General features: G+C 67.3%; 17 protein-coding genes and 1 tRNA gene. 13 read left to right on the top strand and 5 right to left on the bottom strand.

Annotated features, from left to right (window positions below; genetic code table 11):
- Nucleotides 1-4: 4 nt before the first annotated feature.
- The 3 genes from DJ019_RS21115 to DJ019_RS01025 all read left to right on the top strand — a co-directional run bounded on the left by DJ019_RS21115 (nucleotide 5) and on the right by DJ019_RS01025 (nucleotide 2,459).
- Nucleotides 5-661, top strand: coding sequence for a PEPxxWA-CTERM sorting domain-containing protein (locus tag DJ019_RS21115; RefSeq protein WP_205854056.1), 657 nt, complete (start codon nucleotides 5-7; stop codon nucleotides 659-661).
- A 132-nt stretch (nucleotides 662-793) separates the two neighbouring features.
- A complete protein-coding gene (locus tag DJ019_RS01020; protein WP_111274127.1) occupies nucleotides 794-1,411 on the top strand; it encodes an ATP-dependent Clp protease proteolytic subunit in 618 nt (205 codons plus the stop codon).
- A 106-nt stretch (nucleotides 1,412-1,517) separates the two neighbouring features.
- Entirely contained in the window at nucleotides 1,518-2,459 is a 942-nt protein-coding gene (locus DJ019_RS01025; protein ID WP_111274128.1) for a glycosyltransferase, read from the top strand.
- Here DJ019_RS01025 and DJ019_RS01030 read toward each other — a convergent pair.
- The gene (locus DJ019_RS01030) at nucleotides 2,456-2,680 is read right to left on the bottom strand and encodes a hypothetical protein (RefSeq protein WP_165843836.1); all 225 of its coding nucleotides are present in this window, start codon (nucleotides 2,678-2,680) and stop codon (nucleotides 2,456-2,458) included. The two genes, DJ019_RS01025 and DJ019_RS01030, sit on opposite strands and share 4 nt — an antisense overlap.
- 26 nt (nucleotides 2,681-2,706) lie before the next feature.
- Nucleotides 2,707-3,348 carry an HAD-IB family hydrolase gene (locus tag DJ019_RS01035; protein ID WP_111274130.1) on the bottom strand — a complete coding sequence of 214 codons (642 nt, stop codon included), beginning with the start codon at nucleotides 3,346-3,348 and terminating at the stop codon, nucleotides 2,707-2,709.
- Nucleotides 3,349-3,571: 223 nt separating this feature from the next.
- Here DJ019_RS01035 and clpX point away from each other — a divergent pair, with 223 nt between their 5' ends.
- From clpX to DJ019_RS01085, 10 genes are all read left to right on the top strand, one after another.
- Entirely contained in the window at nucleotides 3,572-4,834 is a 1,263-nt protein-coding gene (clpX, locus tag DJ019_RS01040; RefSeq protein ID WP_111274131.1) for an ATP-dependent Clp protease ATP-binding subunit ClpX, read from the top strand.
- Between the two features lie 105 nt (nucleotides 4,835-4,939).
- Nucleotides 4,940-5,662, top strand: coding sequence for an SDR family oxidoreductase (locus DJ019_RS01045; RefSeq protein ID WP_111274132.1), 723 nt, complete (start codon nucleotides 4,940-4,942; stop codon nucleotides 5,660-5,662).
- Nucleotides 5,662-6,249, top strand: coding sequence for a 2-hydroxychromene-2-carboxylate isomerase (locus tag DJ019_RS01050; protein ID WP_111274133.1), 588 nt, complete (start codon nucleotides 5,662-5,664; stop codon nucleotides 6,247-6,249). The genes DJ019_RS01045 and DJ019_RS01050 overlap by 1 nt, the downstream gene beginning before the upstream one ends.
- A 291-nt stretch (nucleotides 6,250-6,540) precedes the next feature.
- On the top strand, nucleotides 6,541-8,946 hold the full coding sequence (gene lon / locus DJ019_RS01055; RefSeq protein WP_111274134.1) for an endopeptidase La: 2,406 nt from the start codon (nucleotides 6,541-6,543) through the stop codon (nucleotides 8,944-8,946).
- Nucleotides 8,947-9,110: 164 nt separating this feature from the next.
- Nucleotides 9,111-9,410, top strand: coding sequence for an HU family DNA-binding protein (locus DJ019_RS01060; RefSeq protein WP_276309968.1), 300 nt, complete (start codon nucleotides 9,111-9,113; stop codon nucleotides 9,408-9,410).
- A gap of 281 nt (nucleotides 9,411-9,691) precedes the next feature.
- On the top strand, nucleotides 9,692-10,273 hold the full coding sequence (locus tag DJ019_RS01065) for a TMEM165/GDT1 family protein (protein ID WP_111274732.1): 582 nt from the start codon (nucleotides 9,692-9,694) through the stop codon (nucleotides 10,271-10,273).
- 25 nt (nucleotides 10,274-10,298) lie between these two features.
- A complete protein-coding gene (locus DJ019_RS01070; RefSeq protein WP_111274136.1) occupies nucleotides 10,299-11,696 on the top strand; it encodes a peptide MFS transporter in 1,398 nt (465 codons plus the stop codon).
- Nucleotides 11,697-11,718: 22 nt separating this feature from the next.
- Nucleotides 11,719-11,795: transfer RNA gene (locus DJ019_RS01075), tRNA-Val, on the top strand.
- Nucleotides 11,796-11,875: 80 nt separating this feature from the next.
- Complete coding sequence (locus DJ019_RS01080; protein WP_111274137.1) at nucleotides 11,876-12,784, top strand: aldo/keto reductase; 909 nt, start codon at nucleotides 11,876-11,878, stop codon at nucleotides 12,782-12,784.
- 88 nt (nucleotides 12,785-12,872) lie between these two features.
- Nucleotides 12,873-14,798 carry a flavin-containing monooxygenase gene (locus DJ019_RS01085; protein WP_111274138.1) on the top strand — a complete coding sequence of 642 codons (1,926 nt, stop codon included), beginning with the start codon at nucleotides 12,873-12,875 and terminating at the stop codon, nucleotides 14,796-14,798.
- Nucleotides 14,799-14,804: 6 nt separating this feature from the next.
- Here DJ019_RS01085 and DJ019_RS01090 read toward each other — a convergent pair whose 3' ends face one another.
- From DJ019_RS01090 to DJ019_RS01100, 3 genes are read right to left on the bottom strand one after another with little or no spacing between them, the layout of a single operon-like run.
- Nucleotides 14,805-15,812 (bottom strand): DUF2891 domain-containing protein, encoded by a 1,008-nt coding sequence (locus DJ019_RS01090; RefSeq protein WP_111274139.1) that lies wholly within the window; start codon nucleotides 15,810-15,812, stop codon nucleotides 14,805-14,807.
- Complete coding sequence (locus DJ019_RS01095; protein ID WP_111274140.1) at nucleotides 15,796-16,746, bottom strand: DUF979 domain-containing protein; 951 nt, start codon at nucleotides 16,744-16,746, stop codon at nucleotides 15,796-15,798. The genes DJ019_RS01090 and DJ019_RS01095 overlap by 17 nt, the downstream gene beginning before the upstream one ends.
- Nucleotides 16,743-17,411: a DUF969 domain-containing protein gene (locus DJ019_RS01100; RefSeq protein WP_111274141.1), complete on the bottom strand. Its 669-nt coding sequence runs from the start codon at nucleotides 17,409-17,411 to the stop codon at nucleotides 16,743-16,745. The genes DJ019_RS01095 and DJ019_RS01100 overlap by 4 nt, the downstream gene beginning before the upstream one ends.
- Nucleotides 17,412-17,415 lie beyond the last annotated feature (4 nt).

Below are 17,415 nucleotides of genomic sequence, written 5' to 3' on the forward strand. Positions count from 1 at the left end.
CCTCATGCACGCCAAGTCACTCGCGGGCGCCGCCCTGGCGGTTGCTCTTTCAGCCCCGGCCGCTCAGGCGGCGGTGCTCAATGCCGGCTTCGAGACCGGCGATCTGTCCGCCTGGACCTACACAGACGGCTATGTCGAGGTCGTCACCGAGGCGGTTGACGCCACCGGGGGCGGGGCGCCGTTCGGCGAGACCTTCGCCGCCACGGAGGGCGACTTCTTCGCCGAGCTGACCGCCGGCCCGGAGGCGGGGACCTACACCCTGCTGTTCCAGCCGTTCACGCTGGCCTTCTCCGCAAGGCTGAACCTCGATGCGGCGTTCCTCGCTTACGACTATCTGCCGTACGATGACGACGCCTATGTACGGGTGTTCAGCGCCACCACCAACGAGGTGCTGTTCACAGCCAACGTGACCTCGGTCGGGGACCAGGGCCACACCTCCTGGACCCGTCTGGCGAGCGGCAAGCTCGCCGCCGGCGACTATGTGCTGGAGGCCGGCGTGCGCAACATCGACGACGGCGATTCCGACTATTCCAGCCGGCTGCTGATCGACAATGTCGCCATCGCCGTGCCCGAGCCGGCCACCTGGGCGCTGATGCTCCTCGGCTTTGGCGGCCTTGGCGGCATGCTCCGTCGCCACCGCACCGCGCAAGTCGCGGCCTGAGGCCCAATCGTCGCGGCGCGGACGGAGGCGACGGCTGGCGGGTGACCGCCTGCCGCCTTGCGCAGCCGTCTCCGCCGCGCGATATCCAGGGGGACGCGAGGCTTCCTCGCACGACCACCGGAAGGACTTTCCATGCGCGATCCCGTGACCACCGCCCTTGGCCTCGTGCCGATGGTCGTCGAGCAGACGAGCCGGGGCGAGCGGGCCTACGACATCTTTTCCCGCCTGCTGAAGGACCGGATCATCTTCCTGGCCGGGCCGGTCGAGGACGGCATGGCCAGCCTGATCTGCGCCCAGCTACTCCACCTGGAGGCGGAGAACCCCAAGAAAGAGATCCAGATGTACATCAACTCCCCGGGCGGGGTGGTGACGTCGGGGCTCGCGATCTATGACACCATGCAATACATCAAGAGCCCGGTGATCACGCTGTGCCTGGGCATGGCGGCCTCGATGGGCTCGTTCCTGTTGATGGCGGGGGAGAAGGGCCAGCGGATCGCGCTGCCGAACGCCCGGATCATGGTGCACCAGCCTTCCGGGGGCTACTCGGGCAAGGCGACCGACATCCAGCGGCACGCCGAGGACATCCTCAAGACCAAGCGGCGCCTGAACGAGATCTACGCCAAGCACACCGGCCAGCCGGTCGAGGTGGTGGAGGAGACGCTGGACCGCGACTTCTTCATGACCGCCCACGAGGCCAAGGACTGGGGTCTCGTCGATCACGTTTGGGAGAAGCGCGACGGCGAGGATTGAGGCTCGCGCGTCTGACAGAATTCTGGGGGGCGTCGGCGTCGAGCCGGCGCCCTTTTCGTATCCAGCGGTTCGCGCCAGTCTGGGGTGCTGAGGACGAGGCGCGCCGTTGAGGATCTTCTACGTCACCCAGGGCGTCCATCGCACTGGCGGCCAGTTCGTGAACCTCGAGCACGTGGCCGCGCTGCGGCGACAGGGCTACGACGCGCGCTTCCTGTTCGTCCGCACCGACGGAACTGGTCCCGAGCCGTTTCCGCCGGGGTTCGAGGCCCCCTGGCAGGTCGGAACGGGCGGGCTGTCCCCGGACGACGTGGTGGTCGTGGGCGAGATGTTCGGGGCCGGTGCGCTGGCGGTCCTGGAGACGTCCGCGCGCAAGATCCTGCACAACCAGGGGCCGTTCTACACCTTCGCGGCGTTCTCCGACCTGATGGCCGTACGCCGTTGGGGCGCCGAGGCGATGATCACGCCCAGCGGCTTCGCGGCCGACATGGTGGAGCGGATGGGCTGGGATCGCCCGATCCATGTGGTCAGGCCCGCACTGGATCCTGTGTTCGCCGCGGCGGCCGGCGCGCCCCGCGACCTGCGGATCGCCGCGATCCCCAACCGTCGGCCTCAGGAGTGGCGGCTTATCCGCGGCATTCTCTGGTCGCAGCGCCCGGACCTCGCCGACGTGCCCTGGGTCGAGATCAAGGGGCTCTCGCGAGCTGGCGTCGCGCAGGCGATTGCGACGAGCGAGATATTCCTCGCCACCGGCCAGATGGAGGGGCTGGGTCTGCCGCCCCTGGAAGCGATGGCGACGGGCGCGCTCGTGATCGGCTTTCGCGGGGGTGGCGGCCGGGAATATGCGACGGCTGAGAATGGAGACTGGTTCGACGAGGAGGCGCACCTGGAGGTCGCCGAGATGCTGGCCCGGCGCATCGACCAACTCCGGAGTGGCGAGACGTTCGCGCTACGCCGCGCGGCGGGGCAGGCTACCGCGGCCGCATTCAGCCAGAGCGAGTTCGAACGCCAACTCTCCTCGGCCTGGGCCGCGATCGCCGGCCCGCCCTAGAGCCGGTCACGGACGGCGGTTAGCAGCATCTCCCGGCCTTCGCCGTGGGTGACGTCCACCCGGTCGAAGTCGGATCCTTCGGCATCGCGCAGGTCGGCGAACAGGCCGGCCGGATCCTCGTGGAAGTGCAGGAAGGCGCGGCCTTTCCGGTAGAACACGCCGCGGGTCCTTTCCGTCAGGCCCGGCAGCGTCCGGAGCTCGGCCAGCAGCGGCTCCACCATATCGAGCGCGCTTGGCGAGGCGTGTCTCACGGTCGGCCCGTGAAGACCCGGTAGTAGGGCTCCTCGGCGATGGCCAGCATCTCGGTGTCGCCCCCGGTGTCGCCATAGGCGGCGCGCACGCGGAGAGCGTCGCCGAACGCGGCCTTCAGGCGAATGACCTTCTCGGCACCGCGGTTGTTGGGGGACGCGAACGCGCCGGTGACTCGATCGCGCTCGTCGAAGACCAGTTGCGTGCCGAGGAGGTCATGCGCGCCGAGGCCGCGGGCGAACGGCGCCACGACCAAATCCGGCGAGGCGGTGACGATGACCAGCCGGACGCGCTCGCGCTGCCATCGCTTCCAGGCGAGCACGGCGTCCGGTCGCAGGAGGCGGCGCGAATAGAGCTCGGCGAACTTGCGGGCGTCGGCTTCCAGTCGCTCGCGGGGCGTTCCGCCAAGGAACACCTTGGTCGCGGCGGCCTTTATCCGGCCCCGATCGCGGTGGAACAGATAGGCGACGGCGGCGGGAATCAGCTTCAGGCCACCCGCAATCCAGGCCGCCTGCGGCGTGCGCCATTTGAGAAAGGCCGTGTAGCTGTCCCTGACCGTCAGGGTGCCGTCGAAATCAAACGCCACAAGGGGCGGAGCGGCCACCGGATCCTCTGGCAGGTCGTCACGCTCTTGTGCCATTTCAGCGCGTTTCCCATTTGGTAAGGCGAGCCGCCCGAGGATCGGGGGTCTGCGCCGCACAATGTCGCTCCCGCGAGCGAAGGCTTGTGATCCTGGCGCGGATCGGGGAATGTCAAGACTTGGACAACCCGCGGCGCGTATCCTGCAAGGCTAGGGCGCAGGCGTCCCGGGTCGGCGCGGGCCTGACCATCGGCCGGCTCCGTCGAAAGAGTGAGATGAGACCATGACCAAGGCCGCCAGCGGAGATTCGAAGAGCACGCTGTATTGCTCTTTCTGCGGCAAGAGCCAGCACGAAGTCCGCAAGCTCATCGCGGGCCCGACTGTGTTCATCTGTGATGAATGCGTCGAACTGTGCATGGACATCATCCGCGAAGAGCACAAGATTTCCTTCGTGAAGTCCAAGGACGGAGTCCCGACGCCGAAGGAAATCCGCGAGGTCCTCGACGATTACGTGATCGGCCAGGACCACGCCAAGAAGGTGCTCTCGGTCGCCGTCCACAACCACTACAAGCGCCTGAACCATGCGACGAAGAACAACGACGTCGAACTGGGCAAGGCCAACATCCTGCTGATCGGTCCCACCGGCACCGGCAAGACCCTGCTGGCGCAGACCCTGGCCCGAATCATCGACGTGCCGTTCACCGTGGCCGACGCCACGACGCTGACCGAGGCCGGCTACGTCGGCGAGGACGTCGAGAACATCATCCTCAAGCTGCTGCAGGCGGCCGACTACAACGTCGAGCGCGCCCAGCGCGGCATCGTCTACATCGACGAGGTCGACAAGATCAGCCGCAAGTCGGACAACCCGTCGATCACGCGCGACGTGTCGGGCGAGGGCGTCCAGCAGGCGCTGCTGAAGATCATGGAAGGCACCGTCGCCTCCGTGCCGCCGCAGGGCGGGCGCAAGCATCCGCAGCAGGAGTTCCTGCAGGTCGACACCACCAACATCCTGTTCATCTGCGGCGGCGCGTTCGCCGGCCTGGAGAAGATCATCTCCGCGCGCGGGCAGGGCACGTCGGTCGGTTTCGGGGCCAAGGTGTCGGACCCGGACGAGCGCCGCACGGGCGAGATCTTCCGCCAGGTGGAGCCGGACGACCTCCTGCGCTTCGGCCTGATCCCGGAATTCATCGGCCGTCTGCCGGTGATCGCCACCCTGGAAGACCTGGACGAGAAGGCCCTGGTGAAGATCCTCACCGAGCCGAAGAACGCGTTCGTGAAGCAGTACTGCCGCCTCTTCGAGATGGAGAACGTGGGCCTGACCTTCACCGACGACGCCCTGATGGCGGTGGCCCGCAAGGCGATCCAGCGCAAGACGGGCGCCCGCGGCCTGCGGTCGATCCTGGAAGGCGTGCTGCTCGAGACGATGTACGAACTGCCGACCTACGACGGCGTCGAGGAAGTGGTGGTCAACGCGGAAGTCATCGAGGGTCGCGCCCAGCCGCTGATCATCTATGCCGAGCGGCGGGACAAGGGCGGCGCGGCCTAGACAGTCTGCGACTTCGTGTGACTCGGGAGGCCCTGCAGGAAATCTGCAGGGCCTTTTCGATTCCCGGACCTTGCGCAGATATGATGACCATCATCTAATCGAAGCATGAGCGGATCTGTTGTCGTTATCGGAGCCGGCGATGCGCTTGGCGGCGCCATCGCCAGAAGGTTCGCCCGCGAGGGTTTGCAGGCCGTGGTCGTCCGCCGGCACGCAGACCAGTTGGAGCCGCTGGCCGCCCGGATCCGAGCAGAGGGCGGGAAGGCGCATCCCTTCGGCGTGGATGCGCGGGACGAGGATCAGATGGTCGCCCTGTTCCAGCGCGTCGAAACGGAAATCGCTCCGATCGAGGCATGCGTCTTCAACATCGGCGCGAATGTCCGCTTCCCAATCGCCGAGACCACGGGCCGGGTGTTCCGCAAGGTGTGGGAAATGGCCTGTTTCTCGGGGTTCCTGACCGGCCGGGAGGCGGCGATCCGCATGACGCCGCGCGGGCGGGGCACCATCATCTTCACCGGCGCCACGGCCAGCGTGCGGGGCCGCGAGGGGTTCGCCGCCTTCGCCGCGGCCAAGCATGGCGTCCGCGCCCTGGCCCAGAGCATGGCGCGGGAACTCGGGCCGAAGGGCGTGCATGTGGCCCACACGATCATCGATGGCGCGATCGACACCGCCTGGATCGCCGAAAATTTCCCGCAGCGATACGCGCTCAAGGACCAGGACGGGATTCTCGACCCAGACCACATCGCCGATGCCTACTGGATGCTGCACGCGCAGCCGCGGGACGCCTGGACGCATGAACTGGACCTGCGCCCCTGGATGGAGAGCTTCTGATGGGAAAGACGGTCGAATTCCTGTTCGATGTCGGCAGCCCGGCCAGCTACATCGCCTTCAAGCGTCTGCCTGGGATCGCCGAGCGGACCGGGGCTGAGATCGACTATCGGCCGTTCCTGCTAGGTGGCGTGTTCAAGGCGACCGGCAACCGGTCACCCGCCGAAACGCCGGCCAAGGCCGCCTGGACCAGCCGGGACCTGGCGCGGTTCGCGGCGAAGCACGACGTGCCTTTCGAGCGAAACCCGCACTTTCCGATCAACACCCTGCACCTGATGCGGGGCGCGGCGGGCCTTCAGGGCGACCCCAGGTTCATGCCCTACCTGGAGGCCGTGTTCGAAGCGATGTGGCGCACCCCGCGCAATCTCGGGAATCCGGCCGAGATGGCGCCGGTTCTGGAGCGCGCCGGCATCGGCGCCGAGGCGTTCCGCGAGCTGATCGAGGACGAGGCCACCAAGGCCCGTCTCAAGTCCACGACGGAGGACGCCGTCGCCCGGGGCGCCTTCGGGGCGCCGACGTTCTTCGTCGATGGCGAGCTTTATTTCGGCCAGGACCGGCTGGACTGGGTGGAAGAGGCGCTCTCCGCCTGAGGCCTGGGGTGGTGGCGTTCGGCGCCCGAATCCCTATCTGAGGCGCGTGTCCGGCACGGCCTTCCGTGTGGCGGGCGCTTCCGCCGTTCGGCCCTTTGGGCCCAAGGCGTGGGGCGCAGTGTCGCGCAGGGGTCTCGCAGCGCTTGAAAGGCGGGCGAAACCGTCCACATAAATCGTTGAACACGCCGCCGGTCCGGCGGACGGGTCGTCCGACTCAAGCGCATCGTTTGAGTGACCACGATCCGGCAGGCGAGGTCGCCACTTGAGGGGCCCGCCAGGAGTAAGAGCATCATGTCAGAGATCAAGATCCTGCCGATCCTGCCGCTGCGGGATATCGTGGTGTTCCCGCACCAGCCGGTGCCGCTATTCGTGGGCCGGGAAAAGTCCGTGCGCGCGCTCGAAGAGGCGATGCGCGGCGAAGGGAAGCAGATCCTCCTCGCCACCCAGAAGGACAAGGACGACGACGATCCGTCGCCGCAGTCCATCTATGACGTCGGTGTCGTCGCCACGATCCTCCAGCTGCTGAAGCTGCCCGACGGGACGGTGAAGGTCCTGGTGGAAGGCAAGGCGCGCGCCGGGATCACCCGCTTCACGAGCTCGGGCGAATACTACGAGGCCGAGATCGCCTTCGTGCAGGAGGATGGCGTCGGATCGCCCGAGGCCGAGGCGCTGTCGCGTGCGGTCGTCGAGCAGTTCGAGAACTACGTCAAACTCAACAAGAAGGTCCCGCCGGAGGCGCTGGCCGCGATCCCGCAGATCGAGAACCCGTCCGAGCTGGCCGACCGCATCGCCGGCCACCTGAGCGTCAAGATCGCCGAGAAGCAGCAGCTGCTCGAAATCTTCAACGTCGTGAAGCGCCTGGAGAAGGTCTACGCCCTGATGGAGGGCGAGATCTCGGTCATGCAGACCGAGAAGAAGATTCGGAACCGCGTGAAGCGGCAGATGGAGAAGACCCAGCGCGAGTACTACCTCAACGAGCAGATGAAGGCGATCCAGCGCGAGCTGGGCGAACAGGACGACCATCGCGACGAGCTGATCGAGCTCGAGAAGCGTATCAAGAAGACCAAGCTGTCGAAGGAAGCCCGGACGAAGGCCGAGGCGGAGCTGAAGAAGCTGCGCAACATGAGCCCGATGTCGGCCGAGAGCACGGTCGTGCGCAACTACCTCGACTGGCTGCTGTCGATCCCGTGGGGCAAGGCCAAGCAGAAGACCATCGACCTGCAGAAGGCCGAGGACATCCTCAACGAGGACCACTACGGCCTGGAGAAGGTGAAGGAACGGATCCTCGAGTACCTGGCGGTCCAGAGCCGCGTGGGGACGCTCAAGGGGCCGATCCTATGCCTCGTCGGCCCGCCCGGCGTCGGCAAGACCTCGCTCGGCAAGTCGATCGCCAAGGCGACCAGCCGCGAGTTCGTTCGCGTTTCCCTGGGCGGCGTGCGCGACGAGGCCGAGATCCGCGGCCACCGTCGGACCTACATCGGCTCGATGCCCGGCAAGGTCATCCAGTCGATGAAGAAGGCGAAGACCACCAACGCCTTCTTCCTGCTCGATGAGATCGACAAGATGGGCTCGGACTGGCGCGGCGATCCGTCGTCGGCGCTGCTCGAGGTGCTGGACCCGGCGCAGAACTCCACCTTCGCCGACCACTACCTGGAGGTCGACTACGACCTGTCGCCGGTGATGTTCGTCACCACGGCGAACTCGCTGAACATGCCCCAGCCGCTGCTGGACCGCATGGAGATCATCCGCATCCCCGGTTACACCGAGGACGAGAAGGTCGAGATCGCCAAGCGGCATATCCTGCCGAAGCTGACCAAGGACCACGGCCTGAAGCCGGAAGAGTTCGTGGTGCCGGAGGACGCGATCCGCGGCCTGATCCGCTACTACACGCGGGAAGCCGGCGTGCGGAGCCTCGAGCGTGAGCTGGGCAACCTGGCCCGCAAGACGGTGCGCGACCTGGGACGGGAGAACCTCAAGTCGATCACCATCGACGAGGCGCGGCTGGGCAAGTACGCGGGCGTCAAGAAGTACCGCTACGGCGAGACGGACCAGGACGATGCAGTCGGCATCATCACCGGCCTGGCCTGGACCGAGTTCGGCGGCGACATCCTGACTATCGAAGCGGTCAAGATGCCCGGCAAGGGGCGCATGTCCATCACGGGCAACCTGAAGGACGTGATGAAGGAGTCGATCTCGGCGGCGAACAGCTACGTCCGCAGCCGGGCCACGAAGTTCGGCATCGAACCGCCGATCTTCGAGCGAACCGACGTCCACATCCACGTTCCGGACGGCGCCACGCCCAAGGACGGTCCGTCTGCCGGCGCGGCCATGGCCACGGCCATCGTCTCCGTGCTGACGGGCATTCCGATCCGGGCCGACATCGCCATGACCGGCGAGGTCACGCTCCGTGGTCGGGTCACCGCCATCGGCGGCCTCAAGGAGAAGCTCCTGGCGGCGCTTCGCTCGGGCGTGAAGACGGTGCTGATCCCCGAGGAGAACGAAAAGGACCTCGCGGACATCCCGGACAACGTGAAGTCGGCGCTGGAGATCATCCCAGTGACGACCATGGACGAAGTATTGGCCAAGGCGCTGACACGGCAACCGACGCCGATCGAATGGGATGATTCGACGCCGGTCACGGTGGCCGCGGACGAGGCGGCGGAGGCCGACGCCGCCGACGCCATGGTTACCCACTAAGTTCGAAGGCCCGGTATCGCCCGGGCGCGATCAAAACTTGTGTCAACGAGGCGGCGCGGGGTCATACCCGCGCCGCTGGCGTTTGACGGCGCCGCTTCCTTTGGGCCTAATCGCCTTAAGGCGTAGGCGGGCGCGGCCCAGACCCTCCACGCCAAAAACGAAGAATTGGGGCTGGGAGAAAACAGAAGATGACAAAGGCCGAACTCGTCTCGGCGATCGCCGATCGTGCAGGATTGAACAAGGCTCAGGCCAAGGAGGCGCTGGACGCCTTCATCGCCTCGGTGTCGCACTCGCTGAAGGATGGGAAGGAAGTCCGCCTGGTTGGCTTCGGCAGCTTCGTGCCCGTGAAGCGCGCCGCCGGCACCGCACGTAATCCGCGCACGGGCGAGAAGGTGAAGCGACCGGCCACGCAGACTTGCCGCTTCCGGGTCGGCGACTCCTTGAAGAGCGCGCTCAACAGCTGACGACGGCGATCGTCGCGAAGAAGCAGCGGCCGTGCGACGCGGCCGCTGTTTTCGTTTGAGGCGAACGCCCACCGCGGCTAGGAGGATGCTGTCCTTCGGGGAGTAGCCGTCCGCATTTCAGCGGAGCCTTGCGTCAACAGACTTGGACCTTCGGGGCCATGGCGCAGGCGGCGGGCCTTCGGGCCCGGATTGGCGAGACCGGCGGCGCGGCTCCTTCAGCCTACGGGCGCGGCGGGAGTCTGGCGTCGTCGTGTCCATGCCGCGTCCCGATGTGTGTGCCCTTGGAAGCCTTCCTCGTCTCCACCGGCCTCGTGGCCGTCGCCGAAATCGGCGATAAGACCCAGCTCCTGGCCATGATGTTGGCCGCGCGATACCGCAAGCCGGTCCCGATCATCTTCGGGATCTTCTTCGCGACGATCCTGAACCATGCCGGCGCCGCAGCGCTGGGGTTCGTCGTCGCCAAATGGCTCAGCGGTCCGACCTTCCAGTTTCTCGTGGCCGCGGGCTTCATCGGCATGGGCCTGTGGGCCCTGGTTCCGGACAAGGAGGACGAGGACGCCGGCGCGCGGACGGCGGGCGGCGTGTTCCTCACGACCCTGGTGGCGTTCTTCCTGGTGGAGATCGGCGACAAGACCCAGATCGCCACAACGCTGCTCGCGGCGCGCTTCCAGGAGCTGTTACTTGTTACCGCCGGGACCACCCTGGGGATGATGCTGGCCAACGTGCCCGCGGTGTTCCTGGGCGAGGCCGCCACGAAGGTCGTGCCGTTGAAATATGTGCGGATCGCGGCCGCGCTCGTTTTCATCGCGATCGGCATTTCCGTGATGGCGGCGGCCTTTCTCAAGCCCGGCATTTTCTTCTAAGGTTCGGTCGAATTCGGAGCATTCCATGACGACCAGGTCCGCCGGTGACGGCGATACGGCCTTCCTCGGCCATCCCCGCGCACTGGGCTACCTTGCGTTCACCGAGGCGTGGGAACGTTTCTCCTACTACGGGATGCAGGCGCTCCTGGTCCTCTACATGACCAAGACCCTGCTGCTCGCTCCGCGCGTGGAGAATATCGTCGGCTACGCGGCGTTCGAGCAGGTCATCCAGTTCGTGTACCGGCCGGGCGCGTCCACCCAGGCCATCGCGTCGGCGATCTTCGGGCTCTACACCAGCCTCGTCTACCTGACGCCGATCCTGGGGGGCTTCCTGGCCGATCGCCTCCTGGGCAAGACGCGGACCATCATCATCGGCGGCCTGCTGATGGCGGCTGGCCATTTTCTGATGGCGTTCGACGAGACCTTCCTGCTGGCCCTCCTGTGCCTGGTGCTCGGCACCGGGTGCTTCAAGGGGAACATCGCGGGCCAGGTCGGAACGCTCTATGGCGAAAAGGACCTGCGACGGGCCGACGCCTTCCAGATCTTCTACCTGGCGATCAACGCCGGCGTGATCGCCGCGCCGCTGGTGGCCGGCACGCTGGGCGAGACGGTGGGCTGGCACTACGGCTTTGGCGCCGCGGGGGTCGGGATGCTGATCTCGCTGGCGATCTACCTCTGGGGACGTCGCCACCTGCCGCCCGAGCCGCCGCTTCGCCGCGGCGCGCGTGCGGAACGGCCTCGACTTCAGCCAGGCGAGGGGAGGACCGTGGCGCTGCTTGTCCTTCTGCTGCCCGTGCTGACCGCATCCGTCCTGTGCAATCAGCAGATCTTCAACGCCTACCTGATCTGGGCGGATACCGGCGTCGACCTGACGTTCGGCGGCGACAAGGTTCCGACGACATGGCTCGTCACGCTCGACAGCGTCGTGTCGGTGTCGTTCCTGGCGGGCATGGTGATCTTCTGGCGGCTGTGGGCGAGACGTTTCCCCGAACCGGACGAGATCGGGAAGCTGACCATCGGCGCCTTCATCTCGGTGACGGGCGTCCTGGCCCTGGCGGCGGGCGCGGCCATTGCGGAGTCGACGGGAACAAAGGTCAGCATCTGGTGGTGCGTGCTGTTCCATGTCCTCAACAGCATCGCCTTCGCCAACATGATGCCCGTCTCGCTGGCGCTCTACGCCCGTGCCGCGCCGGCGGCCCTCGGGGGAACGATCATCGGCGTCTACTACCTGCACCTGTTCGCCGGAAATCAGACGGTAGGGATCCTCGGTCGCTACCTCGAGCGGATGCCGGCGAGCCAGTTCTGGTTGATGCACGCGGCGATCGCGCTCGGCGCGGCCGTGGTGTTCCTGGTGGTGGGCCGGTTCTTCTCGGCGTGGCTGAGGGCCGACAACGTGGGCAAAACCCTCGCCAACCCGGCCTAGGCTGCTCTAGAAGCAGCGCCAAGGGCGGCTAGCTCAGCTGGTTAGAGCACCTCGTTTACACCGAGGGGGTCGGGGGTTCGAATCCCTCGCCGCCCACCATCCCGGGCAGACCAAGAGGACGCCGGACCCGCGGCGGAGCCGCAAATGGTGATCGGCGCGCTTTCCGAGAGCTGGGACTGATGCGCTACCGCGATCTGGGGCGCACGGGCTTGCGGGTTTCCGAACTCGGCTTCGGCTGCGCGAGCTGGTGGGGCAAGCCGCGGTTCGAGGAGCGGACGGCGCTGGGCCTGGTCCACGAGGCGATCGACCTCGGCGTCACGCTGTTTGACACTGGCGCGAGCTATTCGGCGGGGGAAGCGGAGCCACGACTCGGGCGGGCGCTGAAGGGGCGCGATACCTCGCAGCTCGTGATTGCGACCAAGGCCGGGACCTATCACGCCGGCGGCGGGCGCATCGCTCGCGACATGAGCCCATCCGCCATCGTCGCCAGCGCCGAGCGCAGCCTGGTCAATCTGGGCCTGGACGCCCTGGGACTGCTGCAACTGCACGGACCGTCAGCCGCCGAGCTCGATGCGTTGCTTCCGACGCTGGAAAGCCTGAAGGCTCGGGGGGTGGCGCGCGCCGTCGGCCTGAACAGCTTCGATCCACTCGTCATCGAGCATGCCGTCGGCCTGCCGCAGGTGGACGTCGTGATGGTCGACTACAACGTCCTCAGGCCCGAGCGGGAGCCGCTGATCGCGCGCGCGGCCGCGGGGGGTAAAGGCGTCCTCGCAGGGATGCCGCTGGCGATGGGACACACGCGGCCGCTGCTGGCGCGCCTCAAGGGGCCGCAGGACATCTGGTACGCCGCGCGGGCGCTAGCGAAGCACCGGGGCGAACTCGCCAAGGGTCGGCGCTTCAGCTTTCTGCACGACCTGCCCGAGATGACCGGCGCTCAGGCGGCGCTGGCCTATGTGCTGTCCAATCCGGGGGTCAGCGCGGCCGTGTTCGGGGCCACGCGCTCAGGACATCTGCGCGAAAACATCGCCGCCTCGGGCCTGGCGCTGTCTGCAGACCTCATCTCGCGCATACGCGCTGCGCAACAGTAAGCCTTTGACGTGGCGTGAGGACTTCCGCGACGCGGCGGCGGGAGTCATTCTGCCTTCCAGAACAACGATAACCTATGGGCAGGAGCGCATGTCGGAGATCCCGTCGAACCTGGAAGACGTACTGAAAGACGCTCACCTTCCGGCGCTGATGACCGCCATGGTCCACATGACCGGCGACACGAGCTGGCTGAAGGCGGACTGGACCCCGGTCTACAACCCGCTGTCGCGAGGCGACACCGGCCTGCCTGAAGACGTTCAGGCCGACATCCGCAAACGCGCCGCGGCGGCGATTCGGGAATATCTCGGCGGCAAGCCCCTGCAGATGCCCAATCCCCCTACCGAGATCCTGCGCAGGCAGATGGACTTCGTGGCCGGCGCGCCGATCCCCGAGCAGTACGTCGACTTCCTCATGGATGAGCTTGCCCTGAAGGGGGAGAGCTCCAAGGATCCGAAGTTCGACAAGCCAATCCACCAGGAGGCCGCGCGACGGCTGAAGGTGCTGGTGATCGGCGCCGGCATGTCGGGCATTCTGACGGGCATCCGGCTCAGCCAGGCGGGCGTGCCGTTCGAGATCGTCGACAAGAACCCCGACGTTGGCGGCACCTGGTTGGAGAACACCTATCCGGGCTGCCGGGTGGACAACTCGAACCACATGTACAGCTACTCGTTCGAGCCGAGCCACGAGTGGCCGCAGCATTTCTCGCCCCAGCCCGTGCTGCTGGAGTACTTCCGCAAGGTCGCCGCCAAGCACGATCTCAAGAAGCATATCCGCTTCGAGACCATGGTCGAGCAGGTGGCGTGGGACGACTCGCGCGGCGTGTGGCGCGCCACGCTGAAGGGCAAGGACGGCAAGACCGAGGTGGTGGAGGCCAGCGCCGTCGTGACGGCCGTGGGCCAGCTCAACCGCCCCAACTATCCTGACATCGAGGGCATCGGCAGCTTCGCGGGGCCGGCGTTCCACTCAGCCGAATGGCGGCATGACGTCGACCTGAAAGGTAAGCGCGTCGCCGTGATCGGGACCGGCGCGTCGGCCTACCAGTTCGTGCCCGAGATCGCCCCCACGGTCGGCAAGCTGAAGGTCTTCCAGCGCACGCCTCCCTGGGGCCTGCCCGTGCCGCACTACCACGAAGACGTTCCCGAAGGGATGAAGTGGACCCTCGAGCACGTACCGTTCTTCGACAAGTGGTACCGCTTCTGGCTGTTCTGGATGACCACCGAGGGCTTCCTGCCGATGGTGAAGTCCGACCCGAATTGGAGCGGCCCGACCTACGCCGTGGGGCCGGAGAACGCCATGCTCCGCGAGATGGTGATGGAATCCTACCGGGCCCAGACCGCCGACCGGCCGGAGCTTCTTGAGCGGGTCACCCCCAACTACCCGATCGGCGGCAAACGCTCGGTGCTCGACAACGGAACCTGGCTGGCGGCCCTGAAGCGGCCGAACGTCGAGCTGATCACCGACAAGATCGTGCGGATCACGCCCAAGGGTGTCGTCACCGCCGACGGGACCGTGCACGAGGTCGACGTGCTGATCTACGGCACCGGTTTCCAGGCCTCGAACTTCCTGTCGTACCTGAAGGTGAAGGGCCGCGGCGGCCGCGACCTGCATGACGCCTGGGGCGGCGACGCCCGGGCTTATCTGGGGATCACCCACCCCGGCTTCCCGAACTTCTTCACCCTGTACGGGCCGAACACCAACATCGTGGTCAACGGCTCGATCATCTTCTTCTCGGAGTGCGCGGTCCGCTACGTGATCGGCTGCCTGAAACTGCTGGCCGAGACCGGGGCCAGTGCGATCGAGCCGAAGCAGGAGGTCTACGACGACTTCAACCGTAGGGTCGACGAGGCCAACGCCGGCTGGGCCTGGGGCTCGCCTCACGTGTCGAGCTGGTACAAGAACCAGTTCGGTCGGGTCAGCCAGAACTGGCCCTTTGGCCTGATCGACTACTGGAAGGCGACGCTGGCGCCCAACCAGGACGACTTCGTGCTGGAGAAGGCGGCCGAGCCGGTCGCCTGACCGGCGTCAGCCGGTCAGCAGGGCGAGCAGGGCGAACGAAGCCAGCCAGTGCTCGCCCATGTAGTCGCCCGCCACATGGGGCAGGGCGGCGTTCAGGTGGTCCTGCGCCGCTCGCCTCATCACGGACTGGGCCGGGTGATCCATAGGCAGCGCCGCGGCGACCTCGCGCCAGCACCAGGCACGCGACAGGTTCAGGCCGTCGAGGTGGGCGATCTTGCCGTCCGTGCGGTCCGTCGGGGCGACCGGTGCGAACAGGCTGGCGGGCTGCTCGGCCGCGACGTCGGGCAGAAACTCCCCGAACCAGAGCTCGAAGCCCGCGGGCGCCATGAGGCGGGCCATGCAGGCGGCTTCCAGGAGAGTGGGCGATAAGAAGTCGTCGAGCGACGGCTCCCAGGCCTGCGCGCCGCGGTCGGCGGCGTACCAGCCGGCGGCGCGGCCGGCGAGGAGCAGGTGCATCTCCGCGTCGCCAGCCGCTTCGGCATAGTCGGCGGCCAGGCGCAGGGCGAAGGCGGTGGAAGAGTGGACGCCAGTCCGGATCGGGTAGGCGGCGATCGGCAGGAAGTCGCGCAGGCGCTGGGCGAAGGCGTCTGCGAGCGGCCGATGCGTCGCCGCCCACGGCGCGTCGTGGGCCAGCAGTTCGGCCTGCAGCTTCAGCAGCCAGCCCCAGCCATACGGGCGCTCGAAGCCGCGCGTGGAGGGCCGGGCGAGGTAGTCGAGTTCCGCGCCCACCTTGGCTTCAGTGAAACTGTCGTCGAACAGGGCGCGGATCGCCGGCCCTTCCGGGATGCCGGGAAACAGGCGCAGGAGCGTCGCCAGTGTCCAGTAGCCGTGGACGCAGGAGTGCCAGTCGAAGCTGCCGAAGTAGATCGGGTGCAGGTCCCTGGGCCCGCGCACGTCGGCTGGACCGTCCAGCACGTGGTCCATCTTGTTGGGGTACTCGCGGCCGACATGGCTCAGGGCGATGCGGGCGAAGCTGGAGGCCAGAGCTGGCGTCAGCTCAGAAGGCGAGGACATACATCAGCACCAGGTTGCCGACGAGTAGGGGCAGGGCGGTGGGGATCTGCGCCTTGATCACGGCGTAGCGGTCGGGCAGCTCCAGCAGGGCCGCGGGCACCAGGTTGAAGTTGGCCGCCAGCGGGGTCATCAGGGTCCCGCAGAATCCCGAGAGCATCCCGATGGAGCAGACCACGGCCGGGTCTCCCCCGAACTGTCCGATGAGGATCGGCAGGCCGATCCCCGCGGTCATCACCGGGAAGGCGGCGAAGGCGTTGCCCATGATGATGGTGAAGCCCGCCATGCCGAGGCAGTAGACCGCGACGGCGGTGAGGCGCGCGTCCATCGGGATCCAGTCCGTGACGAGTTGGCCGATCAGTTCCCCGACACCGGCCAGGGCGAACACCGCGCCTAGGGCGGCGAGCATCTGGGGCAGGAGCGCGGCCCACCCGACCGTGTCCATCAGCCGCCGGCCTTCCTGCAGCGGGCTCATCGGCGGCTGCCGCAGAAGGATGAGCGCGACAGCGACGGCGACGATGGCGGCCAGGGCGAGGGAGAGCAGCGTCGCCTGCTTCGGATCCAGCAACGGCTGGCCGCCGAGCTCGATGGGCTTCAGGACGAGCACGCCGAACGCCACCACGACGGGCAGCGTCAGAGCTGGGACGAAGAGCTTCTCACCGAACCGCTCCGCCAGGGCGCGGCGCTCCTCGGGCGAGGTGGTGGCGGGCTGGCCCCGGCCCAACATCCCGAACCCGGCAATGGCGGCGAGGCCCAGCACGAGGACGCCGTTGCCGAGGTCGCCGAGATGGTCGCCCGCCAGGAAGCTGAGCGAGACCAGCGCCCAGAACAGGGCGTTGCCGAACCGCTTGCCATTGTTGCGGTCGAGCGCGCTGAGGACCGCGAAGGCGGCGAAGACCAGCCCGGCCAGGACATAGACGGCGCCGAGCTTGATCATGGGCCGGCCCTCCGACGCAGGCGGCGGTCGAACAGGATCAGCCGGGCGGCGTGAATGACGAAGGCGACGATCGCGGTGGGGATGGCCCAGACCGACAGGTGGATCGGGTCGACGGTGATGCCGCTGGTGGCCAGGAAGCCCACCATCAGGAGGATCGACCCGATCGCGATGAATATGTCCTCCCCGAAGAAGAGGCCGATGTTGTCCGTGGCCGAGGCCATGGCGCGGGTCTGCTGCCGGGCGTCGTCATCCAGAGGGCCGGTTCGGGCCTCCACGGCCCCCTCCGCCATTGGGGCCACCATGGGGCGAATGCTCTGGGCGTGTCCGGCGATGGAGGTCAGGCCCAGCGCCGACGTGATCTGGCGGAAGGCCAGGTAGCCGATCAGGAACGGTCCGACCGAGACCCCGCGGAAGCGGGCGATCAGGGTGCGGGCGCGTTCCTGCAGCCCGGCGCGCTCGACCACGCCGATCACCGGGAGGACGAGATAGGCGGCGCTGACGAAGCGGTTCTCGTTGAACGCCCTGCCGAAGGCTTCCAGCACCTCGACGGGCGACAGGCCCGCGGCCAGCCCGGTGACGAAGGCGGCGATCACCACCACGAGGAGTGGATTCAGCCGCACGGCGAATCCGACCACGACGGCCGCGACGCCCAGGAGCGTCAGCATGGTT

Source organism: Phenylobacterium kunshanense (assembly GCF_003254525.1).
In the GTDB taxonomy this organism is placed as follows: domain Bacteria; phylum Pseudomonadota; class Alphaproteobacteria; order Caulobacterales; family Caulobacteraceae; genus Phenylobacterium; species Phenylobacterium kunshanense.

Coding starts and splice junctions, on each gene's coding strand:
- DJ019_RS01030 (WP_165843836.1), bottom strand. CDS start 2,680: ATGGTGGAGCCGCTGCTGGCCGAGCTCCGGACGCTGCCGGGCCTGACG.
- DJ019_RS01095 (WP_111274140.1), bottom strand. CDS start 16,746: ATGATCAAGCTCGGCGCCGTCTATGTCCTGGCCGGGCTGGTCTTCGCC.
- DJ019_RS01100 (WP_111274141.1), bottom strand. CDS start 17,411: ATGCTGACGCTCCTGGGCGTCGCGGCCGTCGTGGTCGGATTCGCCGTG.
- DJ019_RS01045 (WP_111274132.1), top strand. CDS start 4,940: ATGAGCGGATCTGTTGTCGTTATCGGAGCCGGCGATGCGCTTGGCGGC.
- DJ019_RS01090 (WP_111274139.1), bottom strand. CDS start 15,812: ATGTCCTCGCCTTCTGAGCTGACGCCAGCTCTGGCCTCCAGCTTCGCC.
- DJ019_RS21115 (WP_205854056.1), top strand. CDS start 5: ATGCACGCCAAGTCACTCGCGGGCGCCGCCCTGGCGGTTGCTCTTTCA.
- lon (WP_111274134.1), top strand. CDS start 6,541: ATGTCAGAGATCAAGATCCTGCCGATCCTGCCGCTGCGGGATATCGTG.
- DJ019_RS01070 (WP_111274136.1), top strand. CDS start 10,299: ATGACGACCAGGTCCGCCGGTGACGGCGATACGGCCTTCCTCGGCCAT.
- clpX (WP_111274131.1), top strand. CDS start 3,572: ATGACCAAGGCCGCCAGCGGAGATTCGAAGAGCACGCTGTATTGCTCT.
- DJ019_RS01050 (WP_111274133.1), top strand. CDS start 5,662: ATGGGAAAGACGGTCGAATTCCTGTTCGATGTCGGCAGCCCGGCCAGC.
- DJ019_RS01020 (WP_111274127.1), top strand. CDS start 794: ATGCGCGATCCCGTGACCACCGCCCTTGGCCTCGTGCCGATGGTCGTC.
- DJ019_RS01085 (WP_111274138.1), top strand. CDS start 12,873: ATGTCGGAGATCCCGTCGAACCTGGAAGACGTACTGAAAGACGCTCAC.
- DJ019_RS01080 (WP_111274137.1), top strand. CDS start 11,876: ATGCGCTACCGCGATCTGGGGCGCACGGGCTTGCGGGTTTCCGAACTC.
- DJ019_RS01035 (WP_111274130.1), bottom strand. CDS start 3,348: ATGGCACAAGAGCGTGACGACCTGCCAGAGGATCCGGTGGCCGCTCCG.